This window comes from Methylophaga thalassica MP (assembly GCF_000214595.1).
GTDB lineage: Bacteria > Pseudomonadota > Gammaproteobacteria > Nitrosococcales > Methylophagaceae > Methylophaga > Methylophaga thalassica.
On record NZ_AFIG01000001.1, the window covers coordinates 2003684 to 2025238 of the forward strand.

Here is a 21555-nt window from a genome sequence, read left to right on the forward strand (position 1 = left end):
AATTTAGCCGGCAACCACAATATTTAATAAACGGCCTGGTACCAGAATCACTTTACGTACTTCTTTGCCATCCGTGAACCGCTGTACATTTTCATCAGCAAAAGCCAGCGCCTCGACATCTTTTTGTTCAGCATCAGCCGCCACAGATATTTTGGCCCGTAATTTACCATTCACCTGAACCATTAGCTCAATTTTGTCTTGCTTTAAAGCTGTCTCATCTATCGTCGGCCACGAGACATTCACAATAGCTTCGTCATGCCCCAAAGTTTGCCATAAATGATGACAAATGTGCGGGGTAATCGGCGATAACATCAGTACCACCAGCTCAAGTGCTTCCTGCATTACGACATGCGCTTTTTCATTATCATCATTTAATTTAGTGAGACTATTCATCAACTCCATCACGGCGGCAATTGCTGTGTTGAAAGTATGGCGACGGCCAATATCATCACTCACCTTTGCCAATGTCTGATGTGCCTGACGACGTAAAGCCTGTAATGATTCAGATAAATCGCTTAAATCACCCGCTTTAACCACGCCCTGTTCAGCATGTTCAGTCACCGCACGCCACAGACGTCTGAGGAAACGATTCGCACCATCTACCCCTTGGTCAGACCATTCCAGCGACATTTCAGGTGGTGCTGCAAACATCATAAACAAACGTGATGTATCCGCACCATACTGATCGATTAAGGCTTGCGGATCGACGGTATTGCCTTTCGATTTTGACATTTTGGCACCATCTTTCAGCACCATGCCCTGTGTTAACAGGTTCTTAAATGGCTCATCTCCTGAAATCAGCCCTTCATCTCTCATGAGTTTGTGGAAAAAGCGCGCATACAATAAATGTAAAACCGCATGCTCAATACCACCGATATATTGATCCACAGGTAACCAATAATCTGCCCTTTCATCCAGCATCGCTTCGCTATTGTCAGGACAAGCGAAACGGGCGAAATACCACGAGGATTCAAAGAAGGTATCAAAGGTATCGGTTTCACGCTGAGCAGGCTTGCCACATTTAGGACAGCTGCACTCATAAAACTCAGGCATGGATTTAATTGGTGAACCTGAACCATCCACAATCACATCTTCAGGTAAAACGACCGGTAAATCCTGTTCAGGTACGGCAACAGCTCCACAATCATCACAATTGATAATCGGAATCGGCGTTCCCCAATAACGCTGACGAGACACACCCCAGTCACGAAGTCTGTAATTAACTTGACGCTCACCTTTATTCTGACTCACTAGAAAATCAGCAATCGCATCAAAGGCTTCTTGCTCTTTTAAGCCATCAAATTGTTTAGAGTTGATCAACTCACCTTTGTCAGTGAATGCGGCTTTTGTTAAGTCAATTTCTTGCTGGTTTACTGGCTTAATGACTTGTTTTATCGGCAACTGATATTTTTGTGCGAACTCAAAGTCACGCTGATCATGAGCCGGTACAGACATTACTGCGCCAGTACCATAGCCCATCAAAACAAAATTAGCCGCCCAGACAGGTACTTGTTCTCCCGTTACCGGATGAATAGCCAGTAATCCCGTATCCACGCCTTTTTTCTCAGCGGTTTCCATCGCCGCTTCAGAAGTTTCCATTTTTCGGCATTCATCAATAAATGTTTGCAGAATAGGATTATCATTGGCGGCTCTGAGCGCCAACGGGTGTTCAGCTGCCACCGCAAGATAGCTCACTCCCATCAGGGTATCCGGGCGTGTTGTATAGACCTCAAGTGTTTCCTTGCTGCCGACCATATCAAATTGAATCTGCACACCTTCTGAACGTCCAATCCAATTCGCCTGCATGGTTTTCACCTGCTCTGGCCAACCATCAAGTTGGTCTAAATCAGCAAGTAACTGATCGGCATAGTCGGTAATTTTCATAAACCATTGTGGAATTTCACGACGTTCCACTTTGGTGTCACAGCGCCAACAGCAGCCATCAATCACTTGCTCATTGGCTAATACCGTCTGATCATGTGGGCACCAATTCACTGCTGCCGTTTTTTTGTAAACCAAGCCTTTTTCGAACAAGCAGGTAAACAACCATTGTTCCCAACGGTAATATTGTGGTGTGCAAGTGGCTAACTCACGTTGCCAGTCATAACCAAGTCCTAAACGCTGCAACTGACCACGCATATAGTCAATGTTCTGATATGTCCATGCAGCAGGCGCGACTTTATTTTTTATCGCTGCATTTTCTGCAGGTAGACCGAAAGCATCCCAGCCCATAGGTTGTAATACATTTTTCCCCTGCATACGCTGATAACGTGCAATCACATCACCAATGGTGTAGTTACGCACATGCCCCATGTGTAACTGTCCACTAGGGTATGGAAACATCGACAAACAATAGAATTTTTCTTTGGAAGTATCTTCCACAACATGGAAACTATTATTTTCCTGCCAGTATTGCTGTGCAGCCGATTCTACTTGGTCGGGACGGTATTCGTTTTGCATGGATTCTCTTTAAATCAGGGACTTGAAAAGCGCTAAGCATAACTCAGAGCATCATTAAGGCTCAAAATAATCTGTCGTTTTGTTTAGCTAAAAAAACAAAGCAGCTCTTCAGCTGCTCTATTTGATGTGACATTGGGTATCAGCTTCAGCTATTTTCCTGCCGCCATCAATGTTTCATATTTTGCGTAGAGCTGATCATGTGTTTCTTCATTATCCGGGTCTTTTGGTATGCAATCGACCGGACAAACTTCAACACATTGTGGTGTATCGAAGTGGCCTACACATTCAGTACATAAGTCAGGATCTATCTCATAGATTTCAGCACCTTGAGAAATAGCTCCGTTAGGACATTCTGGTTCACAGACATCACAGTTGATACATTCATCAGTGATAAACAGCGACATGGTTTACTCCAGTAAAATTCAATAATGATCTTAGCGCGGTTAGTTATGGGCAGGCAATTTGCGTTTCAAGGCTTCTTGTACACATGGGGCAACAAATTCAGAGACATCCCCACCTAATACAGCAATTTCTTTAACCAAAGTAGAAGAAACAAAACTTAAATTTTCCGCAGGCGTTAAGAACAAGGTTTCCACTTTTGACTGCATTCGGCGATTCATGGTGGCCAATTGTAATTCATACTCAAAATCTGAGACGGCTCGTAAGCCACGAATAATGACATTGGCACCCATACTGAGTGCTTCATTGACTAACAGACCTTTAAAACCGCAGACCTCCACGTTCTCGATGCCTTTGGTCGTTTCTCTGACTAATTCGACCCGCTCATCAAGACTAAACATCGGTTTCTTGCCAGGGTTAATAGCCACAGCCACAATGATGCGCTCAAATAAGGGTGAAGCGCGCTTGATAAGATCAATATGCCCATAAGTAATGGGGTCAAATGTACCCGGATATATGGCAACAGTGCTCAAGCGTCTTCTCCAGCATGAAATTCAAATAAGCAGTATTTTACATCACCTGCTTTCTTTTCTTTCAATAAATACCAAGCGGATGGTAAATCAGGCAGGTCATGCTTTGCCGGATACTCGAGATAAATCATGGCTCCGTCATTCAAGAGCTTATGTGACAACAATGCAAATGCCGTTTTTGTCCATAAATCGGCCTGATATGGTGGGTCAACAAACACGATATCAAACGATTTATCGAGCACACCAATAGCCTGCTCAGCAGATGTATTTTCAATATGACAATTGGCTGCCTGGAGGGCTTCAGCATTCTGTTTAAGCTTTAAAAAAGCCTGACGGTCATTTTCTACCAGCACCACCTCAGCAGCCCCTCTTGATGCCGCTTCAAATCCTAATGCGCCACTGCCAGCAAACAAATCGAGACAGCGACTGGCGCCAATATGAGGCTGCAACCAGTTAAATACCGTTTCTCTAGTACGGTCACTGGTTGGCCTCAAGCCTTCGACTTCAGGAAAACCAAGTTTTCTACCGCGCCAAATGCCGCCGATAATTCTAAGAGTGCCAGCGCCAGTTCTGGCTTTATTATTTTGTTTCGCCACCTACTAATACCGTTAACATTTTGTCTGCGTGAACACGCCTTTTAAAGGCGTCTTTTATATCAGCCACAGTCACGGCATTCACTTTATCGTTAAAGCTATCCAGATAATCCAGCGGCAATCCGTAAAAGCCTATCATAGAAAGGTAATCAGCGATCTTGCTATTACTATCTACTCTGAGGGCAAACCCACCTGTGATGTTTTGTTTTGCTGCTTTCAACTGTGCTTCAGTCGGTCCGTTTTTAATATAAGCATTTAGCGTATCTTTTAGTACATGAAGTGCTTCTTCAGTTTGATCATTTCGTGTTTGCAAACCAAACACATATGGTCCTGCTTTTTGCATGGGACTGAAGTAACTATAAACACCGTAAGTCAGTCCACGTTTTTCGCGTATTTCATCACTCAGCATCGAGACTAGACCGCTGCCGCCCAAGATGTGATTACCGACATACAAAGGAAAATAATCAGGGTCATCCCGACTCATACCAATTTGTCCCATCATAATCGTGGTTTGAGATGACGGGAACGGTAACACGACTTGTTGCTGTTTAGTCAGAGGTGTGACTGCAGGTAGCTCTGGTGCTGTGTTTCCACTTTTCAGGTTCTTAGTTAAGGTGGTTGCCATTTCATTGGCTTGCTGTTTACTGACATCTCCGACAATAACTACGACTGCATTTTTCGCCACATAATATTGCTGATAAAACGCTTTTAAATCATCCAGATTAATTTTTTCTACACTAACAGTATCTCCCACAGACATTCGGCTATAGGGATGCTGACCATAGAGTTTCTGAAAGAAAGTGCGGGTAGCGATGCTTTGTGGAGACTGTTTTTCAGCCTGTAACGCGGTTAATAACTGCTGTTTTATGCGAAGAAATGACGATTCAGGGAAACTCGGTTTTGCTATTACTTCAGCAAACATATTCAGTGCAGTATCAAACGCTTTTTTCTCCGTCAGCGTTCGCAGACTCAACACGGCCATATCTCGCTCAGAACTAGCACTGTAGTTTGCGCCAACCGATGAGAAAGTATCAGCGATTGCATCCGCATCCAAGTCAGCAGCCCCCTCATCAAGCATAGCGTTAGTTAGCTTTGCCAGTCCCGGATATTCACCATCACGCGCAGCACCGGCATTAAAGACAATATTCACATCAACCATGGGTAACTCGGGCGCATTCACAAAATATACTCTGGCGCCGTTATTCGTTATCCAGTGCTCAATATCAGGACTGGCAAAAAGGCTAGAACTGAACAATAAGCTGATAACGAAAATCCATTTTTTAATGGACATACTGACCTCCAGCAGATGAAACAGGATGACGACCATCAAGAGGTAATGGCACTAACTCGCCAACCGTTAATTGATCGTTTGTAAGATATTTATTTGCTACGGTCTGCACTTGCTCGGCAGTAACCGCTTTGATGTTATCGACATATTGCTCACCCACACGCCAGTCGACACCGATAGTTTCCAGCATGCCAATCTGCATTGCCTGATAGAACACGCTATCTTTTTCATACACTGCATCAGCAACAACTTGTGCTTTCACACGCTCTAACTCCTCTTGACTGACAGGCTGATTTTTAAGTTGAGTAATTTGTTCGATAATGGCTTTTTTCAGATCTTCTACTGATTTACCATTGGCGGGTGTTCCAGCAATCGTAAATAAATCGGATAATCGCGAGAATAAACTGTTACCCGCGCCAACACTCGAAGCGACTTGTTGCTCACGCACCAACTGTTTAGCAAACCTTGCACTGTTACCACCATCAAGAATATTAGCCAAGACTTCTAGCGCATATGGTTCCCATGCATTTTCTTTGGAAACAGTGGTGACCGAAGGTACCTTCCAGCCCATCATTAGATAGGGCAATTCAGCAGGAGCTTTTAGTTCAATTTCACGGATGCCTTTTTGATTCACTTCAACCTGCGGTTTTAATGTCGCGACTTTTTCTGGCTTTAATGGCCCAAAATATTTCTTTGCCAAGGCCAGCACCGCTTTTGGTGAAACATCACCAACCACAACAACAGTGGCATTATTCGGTGCATACCACTTTTGATACCACACTCTTAAATCATCGACTTGATAGTGATTGATATCGCTCATCCAACCAATCACGGGGCGATGATAAGGACTACTCACAAATGCAGCGGCATCGAATCGTTCTCTTAGTAAAGCCTGCGGATTATCATCTGTCCGCATCCGACGCTCTTCCGCAACAACTTTCTGTTCTTTTTTCAACTCATCAGGATCAATAACAAGATTGCGCATTCTATCGGCTTCATTCTTAAAACTGACTTCTAATCTATCTTTATGAAGTTTCTGAAAATAAGCCGTGTAGTCTTGTCCGGTAAAAGCGTTTTGCTCTCCCCCATTTTCAGCAATAATATGAGAGAACTCATTCGGTGCCAGGTGCTTTGTTCCTTTAAACATCATGTGTTCCAGCATATGAGAAATCCCTGTTATCCCTTCATGCTCATAGCTCGCCCCTACCTTGTACCAGACTTGAGAGACGACGACAGGTGCCCGATGGTCTTCTTTCACTATAAGCTTCAGGCCGTTGTCTAATTCAAACTCACTCACATTGGCTAAAGCTAGTGTGGGTAAGAAGAAAATAAGCCCAGCTATTTTTTTTATATTCAGCATCTGCATCTCTTTTTTTGTAACGCATGATAAGATTTACCGTCGAAGTTTAACGACAAGCAGAGAATATGTTTAGTTTCCTTAAAAGAAAGTCAAAAACACCCGCGTCAGACGCCTCTATTGCTGAAGATAACACTGTTGATAATTCGCAAGAATTATCCCCTGCTGATGAACCCGCAGAGGAAAAGACAGATAACGCACCGCAACCCGGTTTTTTTAGTCGTCTGAAACAAGGCTTGAGCCGAACCAGTAGTAAACTTACTGAAGGTTTCGCCAGCTTAATTTTAGGTCGTAAAAACATTGATGATGACCTGCTGGAAGAGCTTGAAACTCAACTTCTTACAGCCGATCTTGGTGTTGAAGCAACGACACGAATTATTACTGATCTGACTCAGCGCGTGGCCCGCAAACAATTAAACGACGTAGAAGCCTTATTTGCCGCTATGCGTGAGGATATGATTTCTATCCTTGAACCGAGTAGTCAACCACTGGAAATACCAGAAAAAACTGACGGACCCTATGTGATTCTGATGGTAGGAATAAACGGTGTGGGCAAAACCACTACCATCGGCAAACTCGCTAAGCAATTCCAACAGCAAGGAAAAAAAGTCATGCTGGCAGCTGGTGATACCTTCCGTGCAGCAGCGGTAGAACAGTTACAAGTATGGGGTGAGCGTAACAATATCCCGGTTATCGCACAAAAGACCGGCGCTGACTCGGCTTCTGTCATTTTTGATGGATTACAAGCCGCTAAAGCCAGAAATATGGATATTCTGATTGCTGACACCGCTGGCCGCCTGCATACACAGTCCAACTTAATGGAAGAGTTAAAAAAAGTGAAACGTGTCATGGCTAAAGTAGATGACACAGCACCTCATGAAGTCATGCTCGTGCTGGATGCAGGTACTGGACAAAATGCACTTCAGCAAGCACAGCAATTTCAACAATCTGTTGGTGTTTCAGGCATTACATTGACCAAATTAGATGGCACAGCCAAAGGCGGTATTATTTTCGCTATTGCCAATAAAACAAAATTGCCTATCCGTTATATCGGTGTGGGTGAAAAAATCGATGATCTACGTCCATTTAATGCCACTGAATTTGTAGATGCTTTGTTGGGAAAAGAAGAGATTAAATGATCCGTTTTACTGACGTTTATAAACGTTATACTAATCAATACGAAGCTTTATCTGGCCTGAGTTTTGAACTCGAAAAAGGTGAAATGGCTTTTCTCACTGGTCATTCGGGCGCCGGTAAAAGTACCTTATTAAAACTTATTGCATTGATTGAACGCAGCACGCATGGTCAAGTCTGGGTAAATAACCAAAATCTCACCCGTCTGCCTAAATGGAAAGTCCCTTATTACCGACGCAAAATTGGCTTAGTCTTTCAGGATCACAATCTGCTTCATGACCGAACTGTTTTTGATAATGTCGCACTGCCATTGATTATAGCAGGTGAAAATCATCGGGAGATTGGACGTCGAGTTAGAGCGGCTCTGGATAAAGTCAACTTACTGGGAAAAGAACGTAATCTGCCTATTGCTTTATCTGGTGGTGAACAACAACGTGTCGGTATCGCCCGTGCGGTTGTGAACAGACCTCCAGTGCTACTTGCAGATGAGCCAACTGGTAATTTGGATCCTGAATTATCAAGAGAAATCATGCATCTCTTCGAACAGTTCAATCAGGTTGGCGTCACAGTATTCATTGCTAGCCATGATCACGAACTGATCAGCACGATGCCCTATCGCCAACTCACGCTACACCAAGGACGTCTTGCCTGACATGTTGTCATTCAATTTACCTAATTATTTTCTAAGACACTTACAGGTCATGCTCTACAGTTTAGGGCAACTCTCCAGAACGCCTGTCGCCAGTGTGATGACGGTTTTAGTTATAGGCATAGCGCTAGCACTTCCAGCCGGCTTATATGTGTTACTGAAAAATGTGGAGCAAGTGGCTGGACAATGGGATGATGCCAGTCAAATTTCACTCTTTCTGAAACCAAACACAAACGATGCGCGTGGTAAACAACTTGCTGAACAATTACTTGCTTGGCCAGACATCAGTGCTGTTGACTATCATTCTGCCAAACAATCTTTGCAGGAGTTCCGGCAATTATCAGGGCTAGATGAGATTCTAGATAGTCTACCTACGAACCCCTTACCGCCGGTCATTATCATTAAACCCGTTGAAACAGAGCACGAAGAAGCTATTCAGGGTTTACTCGAACGTTTACAAAACATGCAGGAAGTTGACTTAGCCCAGCTTGATATGGCTTGGCTGAAACGTCTAAAAACGATTAATCAAACAGGTGAACGAGGCATTACTATTCTTGCAACTCTATTATCTTTGAGTGTGCTGTTAGTTATTGGCAATACGATTCGTCTAGCCATTCTTAGCAGGCAAACTGAAATACGCGTGATAAAACTGGTTGGTGGTACTAACGCTTTTGTCAGAAGGCCTTTTCTATACACGGGATTTTGGTACGGCCTGTTAGGTGGAGCTATTGCCTGGTTCACTTTACTAATAGCCTTACTCGCTATTAATGGACCTATCACTAGGTTAACAGCCCTCTATGATAGCCAGTTTTCACTCCAGTGGATGCTTGGACAAATGTTTCTGTCTCTACCACTTTTTGGGCTTCTATTGGGGGTGTCGGGCGCATGGCTAGCCGTTGGCCGGCACTTGAATGATATCGAACCCACATAGTGGCAAATACAGGAACTTTTTCTAAAAATAAGCTTCTTATAGTTGATATTAATCCTTTAGTGTTATGATTAAAGGAATGACTCTCAGGAGACAAGAACAGATGACAATGAATGTAGCTCAATATGATATGGCTTTAGCACCTATTGGTAATTTAGATGCTTACACCAGTCTTGTGCATACCATTCCTGTATTAACTGAGGAAGAAGAATACGATCTTGCGAATCGCCTGCAAACTGAAGGTGATCTTAAAGCCGCCCAACGGTTGGTCTTATCTCACTTACGTTTTGTAGTTCGTATTGCCAAAGGATACAGTGGTTACGGATTACCCGTTGCCGACTTAATTCAAGAAGGCAACATCGGCCTGATGAAAGCGGTGAAACGATTTAACCCAGAAAAAGGGGTTCGTCTGGTTTCATTTGCTGTTCACTGGATTCGCGCTGAAATACACGAATATGTGATCCGTAACTGGCGCATTGTAAAAATCGCAACAACCAAAGCACAACGTAAATTATTTTTTAATCTTCGTAGCGCCAAGCAGCGTCTTGGTTGGTTAAATAAAGAAGAAGTTGAAGCCGTTGCAGAAGACCTAGGTGTGACAGCAGATAATGTGATGGAAATGGAGCGTAGATTAGCTCAACCAGACACATCTTTTGATTTACCCAACGATGTTGATGATGATGAAAATAATTACTCGCCTGTCGCCTACTTAGCGGCTAATGATAATTCAGATCCTTCTAATCAATTAGAAGATGATAATTACACAGATTATCAGCAACAAAAATTATCAAACGCATTAGCAACACTAGACGAACGTAGCCGAGATATCATTATGCAGCGTTGGTTAAATGAAGATAATAAAGCGACATTGCACACGCTGGCAGATCAGTATCAAGTTTCGGCTGAACGTATTCGCCAGATTGAAAATAATGCCATGAAAAAACTCAAACATCTTATGGTATAAAAACAAAAAAGCCCGCGAAAGCGGGCTTTTTTTTATGTCATTCGATAATGCTTTTATCTTTCCAGTAAAGGTGTTTTATTAGATTTACCATCCCACTCTTCTGCATCTGGAAGTGCATCTTTCTTTTCAGAAATCACAGGCCATACCCGAGATAATTCTTCGTTGATTTGCAAAAACTCCATTTGCTCATCAGGTAAATCATCTTCAGAGAAAATAGCTTCTGCCGGACACTCTGGTTCACAAAGTGTGCAATCGATGCACTCATCAGGATCGATAACCAAGAAATTAGGACCTTCGTGAAAACAATCTACTGGGCAGACATCAACACAATCAGTATATTTACATTTAATACAGTTTTCTGTGACAACAAAGGTCATGGTGAATTCTCCAAAATCACGAGTTGATACAGGACCGACCTGTCAAAATAAAAATGTAATTCTACATGATTTCGCCTTATTCTGGGCAAGGTTCGATTTTAGGGTATGATCCCTGTTGAATGAAATTAACGAGAAAACATCAGTAATTTTAAGGAACACCGCACAATGCGAAAAATAATATTACTCCTGATATTCGGACTTATTTTCTTATTGAGTGCCGCTTTTGCCGCATTTAACATGAGCAGTGTTACGGTGAATTATTATTTCGGTGAATTAACAATTCCTCTATCAGTTCTGGTCGCGCTATCCATGCTCACTGGTGTCATCATAGGTGCTGTTATCTTGTTATTCAGTACCATGAAACTTCGTTACGAAAATCGCAGACTACAATCTAAACTTTCTGTTTCCGAACAGGAAATTAACAGTTTACGAATATTACCGATTAAAGACGCACATTAATTGATGCTTGGCTGGTTATTTTTCTTATTACCTGTTGCCGCCCTTTCTGGGTGGATAATGGCTCGTCGTCATTACAAACGTCGATATCGTCCGCAAGAATCTTCTTTTAGTCCTGACTATTTCAAAGGCCTGAATTATTTATTAAACGAACAGCCTGATAAAGCGATTGATGTCTTTATCGGTCTATTGGAAGTCAATAGTGAAACCGTTGAAACTCACCTGGCATTAGCGAACCTATTCCGAAGACGCGGGGAAAGTGATCGCGCCATCAGGATTCACCAGAACTTAATCGCCAGACCATCACTTAGCGCGCAACAACGGCGCCAGGCTCTGGTTGAGTTGGGCTTGGATTATATGAGTGCCGGTGTATTGGACAGGGCCGAAGTATTATTTCTGGAATTATTACAACAACCAGGCACTCCACCTGAAGCCCCCAAGCAATTATTACGTATTTATCAGCAAGAAAAAAAATGGCAGCAAGCCATCGATATGGCAAAGCAAATTCCGGCGAATAATAAAACCAATACACGGGCACTCATTGCTCAATTTTATTGTGAACTGGCAGAATCACTGTTAGAAAAAGATCAACATCAGGCTTTGAATTTATTACGCAGCGCGCATCATTATGATGCTGACTGTGTCAGAGCAAGCCTGTTGGAAGGCCGCATACTAATCAAGATGAGACAATATCGAAAAGCGGTTCGCGTCCTCCAGCATGTCGAAAAACAAAATCATTATTTTCTGCCCGAAGCCTTACCACTGCTCTATACCTGCTTTGACAACACAAATAACCTGGATGATTTCAAAGACTGGTTAGAATCACTACTAACAAGACATCATCACCTGACTTCCGCAAGGTTAATGCTGACAAGACTCGTTGAACAAAAACAAGGTACAGAAGCTGCTCAACGCTTTTTATATCGACAACTACATCAGCACCCATCCGTTGAAGGCTTACATCAACTTATCATGTTGGGTGAGGACAATCATCAGGCCTTAATACCTCTGATAAAAGAGGTCACCACTACGTTAATACATAAAGGTGATCGTTATACCTGTAAAAACTGTGGTTTTTCAGGTCGAACTATGCACTGGTTATGTCCCGGCTGTTCACAATGGGCCACAATTCGGCCAATCGAAATTCATTTATCCGCATTAGAAAAACTACTGGAACCCTCCCGATGAGCACTATCACAATTTTGCATAACCCGCGTTGCAGCAAATCCAGACAAACACTGAACTTACTTGAAGAAAACGGCATTAATCCTGACGTTGTAAAATATCTGGATACACCGCCAACGTTTGATGAGTTAAAAGCGATTATTACTAAACTTGGAATCAGTCCGAGAGACTTATTACGAAAAGGGGAAGAAGAATATAAAACGCTTAATTTGAAAAATGATTCCTTAAGTGATGATGAAATCATAAAGACTATGGTTAGTCACCCTAAACTGATAGAAAGACCGATCGTTATCCACGGCAATCAAGCAAAAATTGGTCGTCCACCAGAGTCTGTTTTAGACATCCTCTAAATTATCATGACAAAAATTCTAATTCTTTATTACAGCCGAACAGGACATGTAAAAGCGATGGCCGAGCAGATAGCACGTGGCGTTGAGTCCGTCACTGGCTGTGAAGCCGTTTTTAGAACGGTTCCTCCTGTATCCACTGTCTGTGAAGCCACTCAAGATACCATTCCAAATGAAGGCCATCTTTATGTCAGCCATGAAGATTTGAAACAATGTGCAGGACTGGTATTAGGCAGTCCAACGCGATTTGGCAACATGGCCGCGCCTCTTAAGTACTTTATCGACTCAACTAGCGATAGCTGGCTTTCAGGTGTTTTATCAGGAAAACCTGCAGCGGTTTTTACTTCAACAGGCAGCTTGCATGGTGGTCAGGAATCCACTTTATTGTCGATGATGTTACCGTTATTTCATCATGGTATGTTGTTAATGGGGCTTCCCTATAGTGAACCTGAGTTAATGACAACAAAAGGCGGAGGCACGCCTTATGGAGCAAGTCATTTAGCCGAACCTGATAATAAACGAAACCTAGATGACGACGAGATAAAATTGTGTAAAGCAATAGGTCGACGGATCGCAAATACAGCAAAGAAACTACATGAATCTTGAGAAATTATTCAGAGCACTGACGTTAATCAGCTTTTTTGGGTTAATGCTCACGCTACTGGCTTGGATATTCATTGCACCACATGCAGAAAATTATCCTGTCGCAGCAATGCTAATCATCGGTCTGGTCCCACTGTTATTTCCCATGCGTGGGTTGCTTTATGGTCGTCCATATACACATGCCTGGACAAGCTTTCTGATGTTATTCTATTTCAGTCATGCGGTAGGAGAACTCTACAGTGCGCCAGCGGTTTCAATTTATCCATTGCTAGCTTTAATTTGCAGTAGTATTTGTTTTTGTTCTACTATCATTTATGTCAAAGCTAACGCAAAAAACAAAAAAGCGACTTCAGTCACAAACTAGTTAGTTGGAAAATGGTATAAAGTCAACATAACTGGAGAGATTTTATGAGTAGCATTTCTGCTTTTCAATCAGGTGTAGCGGGTATTCAGAGTGGCATGTACGGTGCGGCACAAAGTAGCGCCAAAATTGCTTCTGCGGATCCCGGTTCTAACGAACAGTTAACCAAAGCGATGCTTGAACTGGATGCCAACGCAAGACAAGTTGAAGCTTCTGCAAAAGTAGTCAAAGCAAGCAATGAAATGGTTGGTAGCATCTTAGATATCAAAGTCTAACCATCACCCAATATAAAATTTATGAGGAGACTCCCGTAACTCCTCTTAGCCTGTTAAACTGCTCTTTCGTTTCACAAATCGAACACTCTTTTGAACAATCCAACTTTTTCACCGCTATCGCATGCTGCCATTGTCAGCGCTATGGAACCTCGGAATTTTAATACACTTTCTGAGATTCTTATTCTGCCTGAAGTAACATCCACCAATGACATTCTCTGGCAACGGTTTAGTCAAGGAGAATTAGGACCAGCAGCTTGTATTGCTGAAACTCAAACCGCGGGACGAGGCCGTCGTGGTGATGCCTGGCAATCACCAGCAGTGGGGAATTTATATCTTTCTCTATTTTGGCCTCACTGCGCAGAAGAAGCCCGACATGGACTTAGCATTGCTGTCGGTATCAGTTTAATAAATACCCTCAAGCAGTCTGGAATCAATCAGTTAGCGCTAAAATGGCCTAACGATGTATTACATAAAAGACAAAAGCTTGCTGGAATTCTTGTAGAATCAAGATTCAATACCAGACAATATACCGTTGTGGGCATCGGCCTTAATTTCAAGCTTCCAGAAGCCACAAAAACATTAATTCAACAACCATCTACCAGCCTCGAACAGCTTTGTGACCCGGTCCCCTGTCGTAACTGGCTGGCAGGAAAAATACTTCAGAACATGATAGAAACCATAGAACTGTTTGAACATCGAGGTCTTACTGACTTTGTCCCACTTTGGCCTCAGTATGATGCCTTACATGAGCAAGCGATTACTTTGATCGATGGCGCTCAAAAATCGACAGCAATAGCCTGTGGTATTAATGATCAGGGCGAATTACGTTATTTACAAAACAATGAAATAAAACTGCTGTCTAATAGCCACATCAGCATTAGGTTTGCCTCATGAAATTACTGGTAGATATTGGCAATAGTCGAGTTAAATGGGCCATTATGGATGATAATGGTCTTACTGAAAGCCAAAGTTTTGACCGAAACAAATCCGGTATTAAAGCCTCGCTAAATAAGGCATGGAAAACATTAGCAGATATCAAGGCCATCTATGTAGCCAATGTTGCTGGAGAAAAAATAGCTGAACAACTCAGCGACTGGACACAAAAACAATGGAATCTGACACCAAAATTTATTCAAGCTGAGAAAAAACATTTTGGTGTTATCAACGCTTATGATGAGCCGGAAAAGCTCGGTGTAGACCGCTGGTTATCGCTTATTTCCGCCAGACAACATGCCCGTCTTGCTCAATGCATTATCGACTGCGGGACCGCAATCACTGTTGATATTGTGACCAAAGCTGGTCAGCACCAAGGTGGAATGATTATTCCTGGTATCAGCATTATGAAAAGCAGCTTGGTCAACAATACCGATGCACTCACTGCAGATACAGACAACCAAGAGTTCAAAACTTTAGCAACGAATACCTACAGTGCCATTCATACAGGCACACTTTATGCGGTAACCGCTACGATAGAACGTATCATCAGCGATCTAAAAGAAAGCTTTAACAATCGAATTCGTTTTATCATCACAGGTGGTGATGCAGAAGCTTTATTGCCTTTACTATCCGACGATGTGCACCACTATCCAGATATTGTGCTTAGAGGTCTCGCCTTTTACGCTAGACAGGATAAAACAAAAACATCAGTAAGAAAGAAAACAAAACCTGAACAAGATGAAGCTACGGCGGCTGTCAAAGAGTCTGATACTGATGCCAAGCTAGAGAGTGAATCTGCGCCACCAGCAAAAGAAAATACACAAAATGACGCTCAACCGGTGACTGACAGTTCAACGAAAGACAAGCCGAAACCCGCACGTAAACCACGTAAAACAAGAGCAACAAAACCAAAAGCGGCCGCAAAAACAGAAACCCAAGCTTCTGATACATCATTGCCAGAAGAAGCAATCTAGGGTAATCTTTCGCTCCCTTAAGGAGAACTGGCCGAGTGGTTGAAGGCGCACGCCTGGAAAGTGTGTATAGGTTAATAGCCTATCGAGGGTTCGAATCCCTCGTTCTCCGCCATTTAAGTGATACCGCCTTACCTGCGTCACTTATCAATTCCAAACATATAAACTTCAAATTCAGCCACAGGTAAGGGTTTAGAATAGTAAAAACCTTGCAGACTATGGCAGCCTATATTATTCAAAATATCAGCCTGCGTAGCTGTTTCTACGCCTTCTGCAATGACTTTTATATCTAATCGTTTAGCCATCTCCGTAATCGCTTCTACAATGGCTCTGTCATCTTCACTCTCTTCAATATCATGAATAAACGAGCGATCAATTTTTAAAAAATCAACATCCATTTCTTTCAGATACGATAGCGATGAATACCCCGTCCCAAAATCATCCACAGCGATTTTTATATCAGCATCACGTAAACGATGTAGCAACATTCGACTTTCCGATTGTTTTTGCATTAGCGTACTTTCGGTAATTTCCAGTGTAATAAGTTCACTTGAGAGCGATAGCTCCGCTAAATAAGCAAGCCAATCTAATCGTCCACGCTGTCCACCAAAATTATGTGCTGAACGATTAATAGAAATATGAGGTGTTTTAGTAGCTTTGCTCTGCCATCGTTTGAGATCTCGACAAACTCGCTTGAACACGTAATCGTCAATCTTATCAATCATCCCCATTCGTTCGGCTTGGGGTAGAAAATCTGAGGGCGGGATCATACCTCTTTCCGGATGATTCCACCGCACTAGTGCTTCAGCGTATAAATGCTCATGTTCACTCATTGAAATAATGGGCTGATAATGAACATCAAGTTCCCCATTAAGTAATGCAGACTCTAACTCATTAATGATAAATGTCCTGGCCAACCAGCTTGACTCGAGCTCTGCATTGTAGAACTTGAATGCGCTGCCCCCCATTTCTTTTGCGGCATACATCGCTCTGTCGGCATTTTGAATTAACAAACCAGGTTCTTCAGCATCATCTGGAAAAAACGTCATCCCAATACTAGTTGATACCCGGATAGATTGGCCCTTTATAATTACAGGTTTTTCTATTTCAGTAATCAGGCTTTTTGCTACAGTAATCGCATGCGCTTTGTTATTAAACTCAGATAAAATAATGGTGAATTCGTCACCACCGAGTCGGGCCACCGTATCCATCTCCCGGATACAGCTTGAAATTCTGGTGGCCATTTCTCGAAGCAGTTCATCGCCAAAGTCGTGCCCCAACGTATCGTTGACATCTTTAAAGCGGTCTAAATCAAGAAACATCAAACAGATTCTTTCTTTTTGTCTTTCACAACGCTTAATCTCCTGATGCAGACGATCAGTAAATAAACGTCGATTCGGCAAATTGGTCAGTGTGTCAAAGTTAGCATGCCTTTCGATCTTGGCATGAGCTTCTTTGACATCAGTCATATCCGTAAAAACAGCCACCATATTAGTTAGTGATTGTTCTGCATCATAAATTGCTGATATGGCTAAATATGAAGGCAGAGAGTCACCCGATTTTGTTATCGTCCTGACCTCTCCTCTCCATGTGCCTTTCTGCTGCATGATATCCCACAGCTCATGTGTCAGTCTGATTGGTTCAGATAGTGAAACTCCCGTCACTAAAAAATCAGGATACTGATACATCACTTCTTCCTGACTGTATCCAGTAATATCAATAAATGCCTGATTGACTGCAATGATGTACTTATTAGCATCGGTGATCATCATAGCTTCACTGGTGGAATTAAACGCCACATCAGAAAGATGTAACTGCTGTTCCGTCAGCTGCATTTTCTTCAGTACATCTCTGATACGCCTTTCTGATTCCTGAGCTCGTGAGGTAGCTTTTGACAACTCACGAGTTCGTAATATGACTTCTGTTGATATCCGATATGTTCTGCCAGTAATACTGAGAAATAACAAAGTAAATAATGTCGTTATCAAAAAGCCACAAACCAATGCCAGAGATGCCAGACTGGTTGAATAGGTATTGATAAAATTTATGGTGGGATAAAATTGTAATTGCATTTTACGACCCGCCAATTCGAAATCAACGTAGTGCTTGATATCTGAGTTGCTTTCAGCGTTTTGTTGATAAAAATACTCACCGCTTTGAACATCAAGCCAATTTATTTCGAACTCAGGCTTTCTTGCTTGCTTCAAAATATCTTCTACAAACTCTTCGACCCGAATAATCATATTCACTAGACCAATAACTTGGTTTCCCTCTTTCTCAACACTCATCTTCCCTGAGGGGGTCTGATAAATAGGGCGATAAATCACTAAAGAATTGATTTGATCTTGCCTGCGTATCATTTTCAACGGACTTCTGGCCATTGCCTGACCGGTTTCAATAGCTTGATCAATCACTTTCCTTGAAACAACGGATGAGTATGGATCAAATCCTCGTGATAGCGAATTATCAAGTTCAGGTTCAAGATAGGTAATCGGATAATAAACATCGCGTTGCTTTGCTGCTCCGAGTGTTTTTGGTGAAACAATTTCGGTAATAACAAAGTCATCACCAAAATATTTTTTTTGTTCTTCTTCATAGGCTATACGTTGTGAATGCTCTATACGAGGCAACCACTCAACGACCTGGATATGCTGATCATGATAAGTAGTCCAGTTCACAAAATTCTTAAACTCTTCTCGTGTGACTTTTTCGGAAGAGGCAAATAAACGTGATACGCCATCTTGTATCAACTCTTCCGTTTTTAAGGCGACTTTAAACAGCTCAGATGCTTCCTGAGTTCTTATTTTGAATTGATCAGCAAGGCGATTAACTTCAAACTGACGAATACTCCATACAACAGAACTGATAATAATCACAGAAAGCACAAAAAGCGTGCCTATAAACCAACGCCTTGTTTTCCATACAGATCGAGGTCGTCCTATAAAGCTAAGAGCCAAAGGCAGCATCACGTAGATGCCAATAATGTTGCCTCCCAACCAGGTCAACCAGACTCGGAAAAAATCTATTTCTGCTAAATTGAAAAGATAAATGATCCCGAAGCCGATGCTGGCTGTTGCTATACAAATAAGAGGAACCAGTAGCAGGAATAGAAAAATATCGCGATCACGACTAAGTGTAATTGGATATTTAATAAATCGACGGAAAATGTATTTTCCAATAACGACTTGTAAACAGACTGATAGCGAAATAGTAGATGCAATAACAATGACTTTAGAGAAGGCTAAATTTAGTTCTGACCATACTGCCACTGCCAATAAAAATGTCCCAAAAAACAGACCGGGTAAGACATAAACAGGGCGAAATGTCAGATATGATGCCAATGCAATTCCAGCAGGAAAAAAAACCAATGCTGAAAAATGCTCAAATGTCGCTAACTGAATACTAAGCCAGCCTGTAACTACATAAGCCAGCGTAATAATAAAGTTAATAAAAGCAGCGGTAAAAAATGTCTTTTTCATTTATTTTTCATGTTCAGTCACAGTGAAAAATGATCCACGCTGATACCTATAATCACCATTTCAATATCATTATTTATCGACCATTAACCTTGTTTCATAAACTTAAATTTGTAACCACCTCCGGTTAGTATGCGCATATCAACAAGCTTATCAATATGACATTCATGCTTTTTAATACCCTAACTGCTTGTTTGTGGTGATGATGCGGTTGTAAAACTAAAAGGGGATGGAAAAAACGGTAACAAACACATAGAATGTGTCGTTCTATGGTGGCCTGCATTGGTCTCCTCGCGACGATATGTTGGTCACCCCGTCAGGCCCGGAAGGGAGCAGCGGAGCCTTCGGACTCGGGCGCCGAGATTCGGCTGGTGTGGGTCGCCACCCTAAACATATTAAGTTAACCGGGTGTCTAATAACCGATGAGTTATCTGGTTTTAGCCCGTAAGTGGCGACCTAAAACATTTGAACAAGTGGTTGGGCAACAGCATGTATTGCGTGCGTTAATCAACGGTCTTGATCAAAACCGACTGCATCATGCCTTTCTTTTCTCAGGCACACGCGGCGTAGGTAAAACCACTCTGGCAAGAATTTTTGCCAAATCTCTCAATTGTGAACAAGGTGTCAGCTCACAGCCCTGTGGTGAATGCCAAAGTTGTGTAGAAGTAGACAGTGGCCGCTTCGTCGATTTAATCGAAGTCGACGCTGCTTCCAGAACCAAAGTCGATGATACCCGGGAACTCCTGGATAATGTGCAATATGCGCCCAGCCGTGGTCGTTATAAGGTTTACCTTATCGACGAAGTGCACATGCTTTCCACTAGCAGTTTTAATGCTTTATTAAAAACGCTGGAAGAGCCACCTCCTCACGTTAAATTTTTATTTGCTACAACTGATCCGCAAAAGTTACCGGTAACGATATTATCGCGTTGCCTGCAATTTAATCTCCGACGTTTAGATGTCACTCAGATCAGTGAACACCTGTCGTTTATTTTGGGTGAAGAACAACTTTCTTTTGAACATGCCGCCCTGATGCAGCTTGCTCGCGCTGCTGATGGAAGCATGCGTGATGCACTTAGCCTGTTAGATCAGGCTATTGCCTTTGGTGCCGGCAATGTGACTGGCGATGTTGTTTTTCAAATGCTCGGAAGTATCGATCAGGATCAAATCGATCAACTGCTGAGCGCCTTGTACCAACAAGATGCAAAGGGGCTGCTGCAACAATCCGCAGAGCTAGCCGCACTTGGTCGTGATTTTGAAGTGATTTTGAATGCCATTCTGGATGGTTTACAAAAAATTGCTACACATCAATTAATCCCAGATTTAGCTTCGGAAGAACATGAGTCACCCAAGCTGAAAGAGTTAGCTAACGCATTTGATGCTGAAACGGTACAACTGCTCTATCAAATTGCGCTGCATGGTAAGCGTGACCTGCCTTGGGCGGCTGATCCGAAAAGCGGCTTTGAAATGACCTTACTGCGAATGCTAAGTTTTCAGCCGCGTAGTGACGCGAATACTACGGAGAGTCTTCCAAGAAAAAAGTCTGATACGCTCCGTAAGCCGGCCGTCAATGTACCGCCGGTGACCGCCGTGAATGACAACACCAGTGGCCACAAAGATGTTGAAACACCAACAATCACTCCTGCCGCTACTTCAGAACAAACATCATTAAATACACATGATACGCTGGCTGAAACTCATACAGCCTCAGCAGCATTGTCAACTGGCTCAGATAAACAACAAAGAGCTGACATCAATCCTGAAACGGCTTCACCATCTCTACACGCAGAGAAATTCGTTACCACGGAAGTGAACGAAGCCATGCCAGAGGTCAATAAGGATACGTTAATCAGTGTTGATCTTTCACCGGCAAACTGGACGCAAATTATTTCAGAATTGCAGTTATCTGCATTAACACGACAATTAGCTGAAAACAGTGCTTTTATTCGCTGTGAAGAAAGAACGCTACAACTCGCTTTATCATCGGAACTTGCCCACTTAGCAACAAGCAAATCCAAAGAACGACTTGAACAAGCCTTACAAAAGAAACTCGATCAGGATGTCAGTGTCGTATTTAATCATAATGCAGATAGTGCGCAGTCAGGCCCTACCGTAGCTGTAGAAAGAGCCGAGCAATTAGCTTTAAAACAGCAACAGGCCATTGAATCGATTCAAAATGACCCCACTATTGAAGTGATAAAAAATACATTTAATGCTCGTATAATAGAAAGCACAATAAAACCTATCGATTAATCAAAGAGGACATT

The 21555-nt window shown here is 42.5% G+C and carries 21 protein-coding genes, 1 tRNA gene and 1 other RNA gene; 15 read left to right on the forward strand and 8 right to left on the reverse strand.

The features are described from left to right. Nucleotides 1–3: 3 nt before the first annotated feature. From leuS to MAMP_RS09390, 6 genes are all read right to left on the reverse strand, one after another. A complete protein-coding gene (gene leuS, locus MAMP_RS09365) occupies nt 4–2460 on the reverse strand; it encodes a leucine--tRNA ligase (RefSeq protein WP_007145790.1) in 2457 nt (818 codons plus the stop codon). A gap of 149 nt (nt 2461–2609) precedes the next feature. Further along, nucleotides 2610–2864 (reverse strand): YfhL family 4Fe-4S dicluster ferredoxin, encoded by a 255-nt coding sequence (locus MAMP_RS09370; protein ID WP_007145791.1) that lies wholly within the window; start codon nt 2862–2864, stop codon nt 2610–2612. A 39-nt stretch (nt 2865–2903) separates the two neighbouring features. Then, nucleotides 2904–3392 (reverse strand): pantetheine-phosphate adenylyltransferase, encoded by a 489-nt coding sequence (gene coaD / locus MAMP_RS09375; protein ID WP_007145792.1) that lies wholly within the window; start codon nt 3390–3392, stop codon nt 2904–2906. Further along, a complete protein-coding gene (gene rsmD, locus MAMP_RS09380) occupies nt 3389–3985 on the reverse strand; it encodes a 16S rRNA (guanine(966)-N(2))-methyltransferase RsmD (RefSeq protein ID WP_007145793.1) in 597 nt (198 codons plus the stop codon). The genes coaD and rsmD overlap by 4 nt, the downstream gene beginning before the upstream one ends. Further along, nucleotides 3969–5273, reverse strand: a complete 1305-nt coding sequence (locus tag MAMP_RS09385; RefSeq protein WP_007145794.1) for a M16 family metallopeptidase — start codon at nt 5271–5273, stop codon at nt 3969–3971. The genes rsmD and MAMP_RS09385 overlap by 17 nt, the downstream gene beginning before the upstream one ends. Beyond that, on the reverse strand, nt 5263–6630 hold the full coding sequence (locus tag MAMP_RS09390; RefSeq protein WP_007145795.1) for a M16 family metallopeptidase: 1368 nt from the start codon (nt 6628–6630) through the stop codon (nt 5263–5265). The genes MAMP_RS09385 and MAMP_RS09390 overlap by 11 nt, the downstream gene beginning before the upstream one ends. Before the next feature lie 65 nt (nt 6631–6695). Between MAMP_RS09390 and ftsY the strand changes: the two genes are divergently transcribed. The 4 genes from ftsY (at nt 6696) to rpoH (ending at nt 10302) form a co-directional block, all read left to right on the forward strand. After that, on the forward strand, nt 6696–7766 hold the full coding sequence (ftsY, locus tag MAMP_RS09395; RefSeq protein ID WP_007145796.1) for a signal recognition particle-docking protein FtsY: 1071 nt from the start codon (nt 6696–6698) through the stop codon (nt 7764–7766). Continuing rightward, nucleotides 7763–8413, forward strand: a complete 651-nt coding sequence (gene ftsE, locus MAMP_RS09400) for a cell division ATP-binding protein FtsE (RefSeq protein WP_007145797.1) — start codon at nt 7763–7765, stop codon at nt 8411–8413. The genes ftsY and ftsE overlap by 4 nt, the downstream gene beginning before the upstream one ends. Nucleotide 8414: 1 nt before the next feature. After that, nucleotides 8415–9341 carry a permease-like cell division protein FtsX gene (gene ftsX, locus MAMP_RS09405; RefSeq protein WP_007145798.1) on the forward strand — a complete coding sequence of 309 codons (927 nt, stop codon included), beginning with the start codon at nt 8415–8417 and terminating at the stop codon, nt 9339–9341. Nucleotides 9342–9441: 100 nt separating this feature from the next. Next, nucleotides 9442–10302: an RNA polymerase sigma factor RpoH gene (gene rpoH / locus MAMP_RS09410; protein WP_007145799.1), complete on the forward strand. Its 861-nt coding sequence runs from the start codon at nt 9442–9444 to the stop codon at nt 10300–10302. Nucleotides 10303–10355: 53 nt separating this feature from the next. Here the strand turns inward: rpoH and fdxA are convergent, their stop codons facing one another. Beyond that, complete coding sequence (fdxA, locus tag MAMP_RS09415; RefSeq protein ID WP_007145800.1) at nt 10356–10679, reverse strand: ferredoxin FdxA; 324 nt, start codon at nt 10677–10679, stop codon at nt 10356–10358. Nucleotides 10680–10844: 165 nt separating this feature from the next. Here fdxA and MAMP_RS09420 point away from each other — a divergent pair, with 165 nt between their 5' ends. The 9 genes from MAMP_RS09420 (at nt 10845) to MAMP_RS09460 (ending at nt 15928) form a co-directional block, all read left to right on the forward strand. Continuing rightward, complete coding sequence (locus tag MAMP_RS09420; protein WP_007145801.1) at nt 10845–11138, forward strand: LapA family protein; 294 nt, start codon at nt 10845–10847, stop codon at nt 11136–11138. Between the two features lie 3 nt (nt 11139–11141). Next, nucleotides 11142–12323: a lipopolysaccharide assembly protein LapB gene (gene lapB / locus MAMP_RS09425; RefSeq protein ID WP_007145802.1), complete on the forward strand. Its 1182-nt coding sequence runs from the start codon at nt 11142–11144 to the stop codon at nt 12321–12323. After that, nucleotides 12320–12670, forward strand: coding sequence for an arsenate reductase (glutaredoxin) (gene arsC, locus MAMP_RS09430; protein WP_007145803.1), 351 nt, complete (start codon nt 12320–12322; stop codon nt 12668–12670). Before lapB ends, arsC begins: the two co-directional genes overlap by 4 nt. 6 nt (nt 12671–12676) lie before the next feature. Next, nucleotides 12677–13273, forward strand: a complete 597-nt coding sequence (gene wrbA / locus MAMP_RS09435) for an NAD(P)H:quinone oxidoreductase (protein WP_040576265.1) — start codon at nt 12677–12679, stop codon at nt 13271–13273. Then, nucleotides 13263–13634, forward strand: a complete 372-nt coding sequence (locus MAMP_RS09440) for a DUF2069 domain-containing protein (protein ID WP_007145805.1) — start codon at nt 13263–13265, stop codon at nt 13632–13634. Before wrbA ends, MAMP_RS09440 begins: the two co-directional genes overlap by 11 nt. A 44-nt stretch (nt 13635–13678) precedes the next feature. Beyond that, entirely contained in the window at nt 13679–13906 is a 228-nt protein-coding gene (locus tag MAMP_RS09445; protein WP_007145806.1) for a hypothetical protein, read from the forward strand. Between the two features lie 90 nt (nt 13907–13996). Continuing rightward, the gene (locus MAMP_RS09450) at nt 13997–14800 is read left to right on the forward strand and encodes a biotin--[acetyl-CoA-carboxylase] ligase (RefSeq protein WP_007145807.1); all 804 of its coding nucleotides are present in this window, start codon (nt 13997–13999) and stop codon (nt 14798–14800) included. Then, nucleotides 14797–15816, forward strand: a complete 1020-nt coding sequence (locus tag MAMP_RS09455; RefSeq protein ID WP_007145808.1) for a type III pantothenate kinase — start codon at nt 14797–14799, stop codon at nt 15814–15816. Before MAMP_RS09450 ends, MAMP_RS09455 begins: the two co-directional genes overlap by 4 nt. Before the next feature lie 21 nt (nt 15817–15837). Continuing rightward, a tRNA-Ser gene (locus MAMP_RS09460) sits at nt 15838–15928 on the forward strand. 25 nt (nt 15929–15953) lie between these two features. Here the strand turns inward: MAMP_RS09460 and MAMP_RS09465 are convergent. Further along, nucleotides 15954–19292, reverse strand: a complete 3339-nt coding sequence (locus MAMP_RS09465; protein WP_007145809.1) for an EAL domain-containing protein — start codon at nt 19290–19292, stop codon at nt 15954–15956. Between the two features lie 277 nt (nt 19293–19569). On the opposite strand from MAMP_RS09465, the gene ffs reads away from it, so the two are divergent. Then, nucleotides 19570–19666, forward strand: an RNA gene (ffs, locus tag MAMP_RS15915) — signal recognition particle sRNA small type. Between the two features lie 45 nt (nt 19667–19711). Next, nucleotides 19712–21541 (forward strand): DNA polymerase III subunit gamma/tau, encoded by a 1830-nt coding sequence (gene dnaX / locus MAMP_RS09470; RefSeq protein ID WP_007145810.1) that lies wholly within the window; start codon nt 19712–19714, stop codon nt 21539–21541. Nucleotides 21542–21555 lie beyond the last annotated feature (14 nt).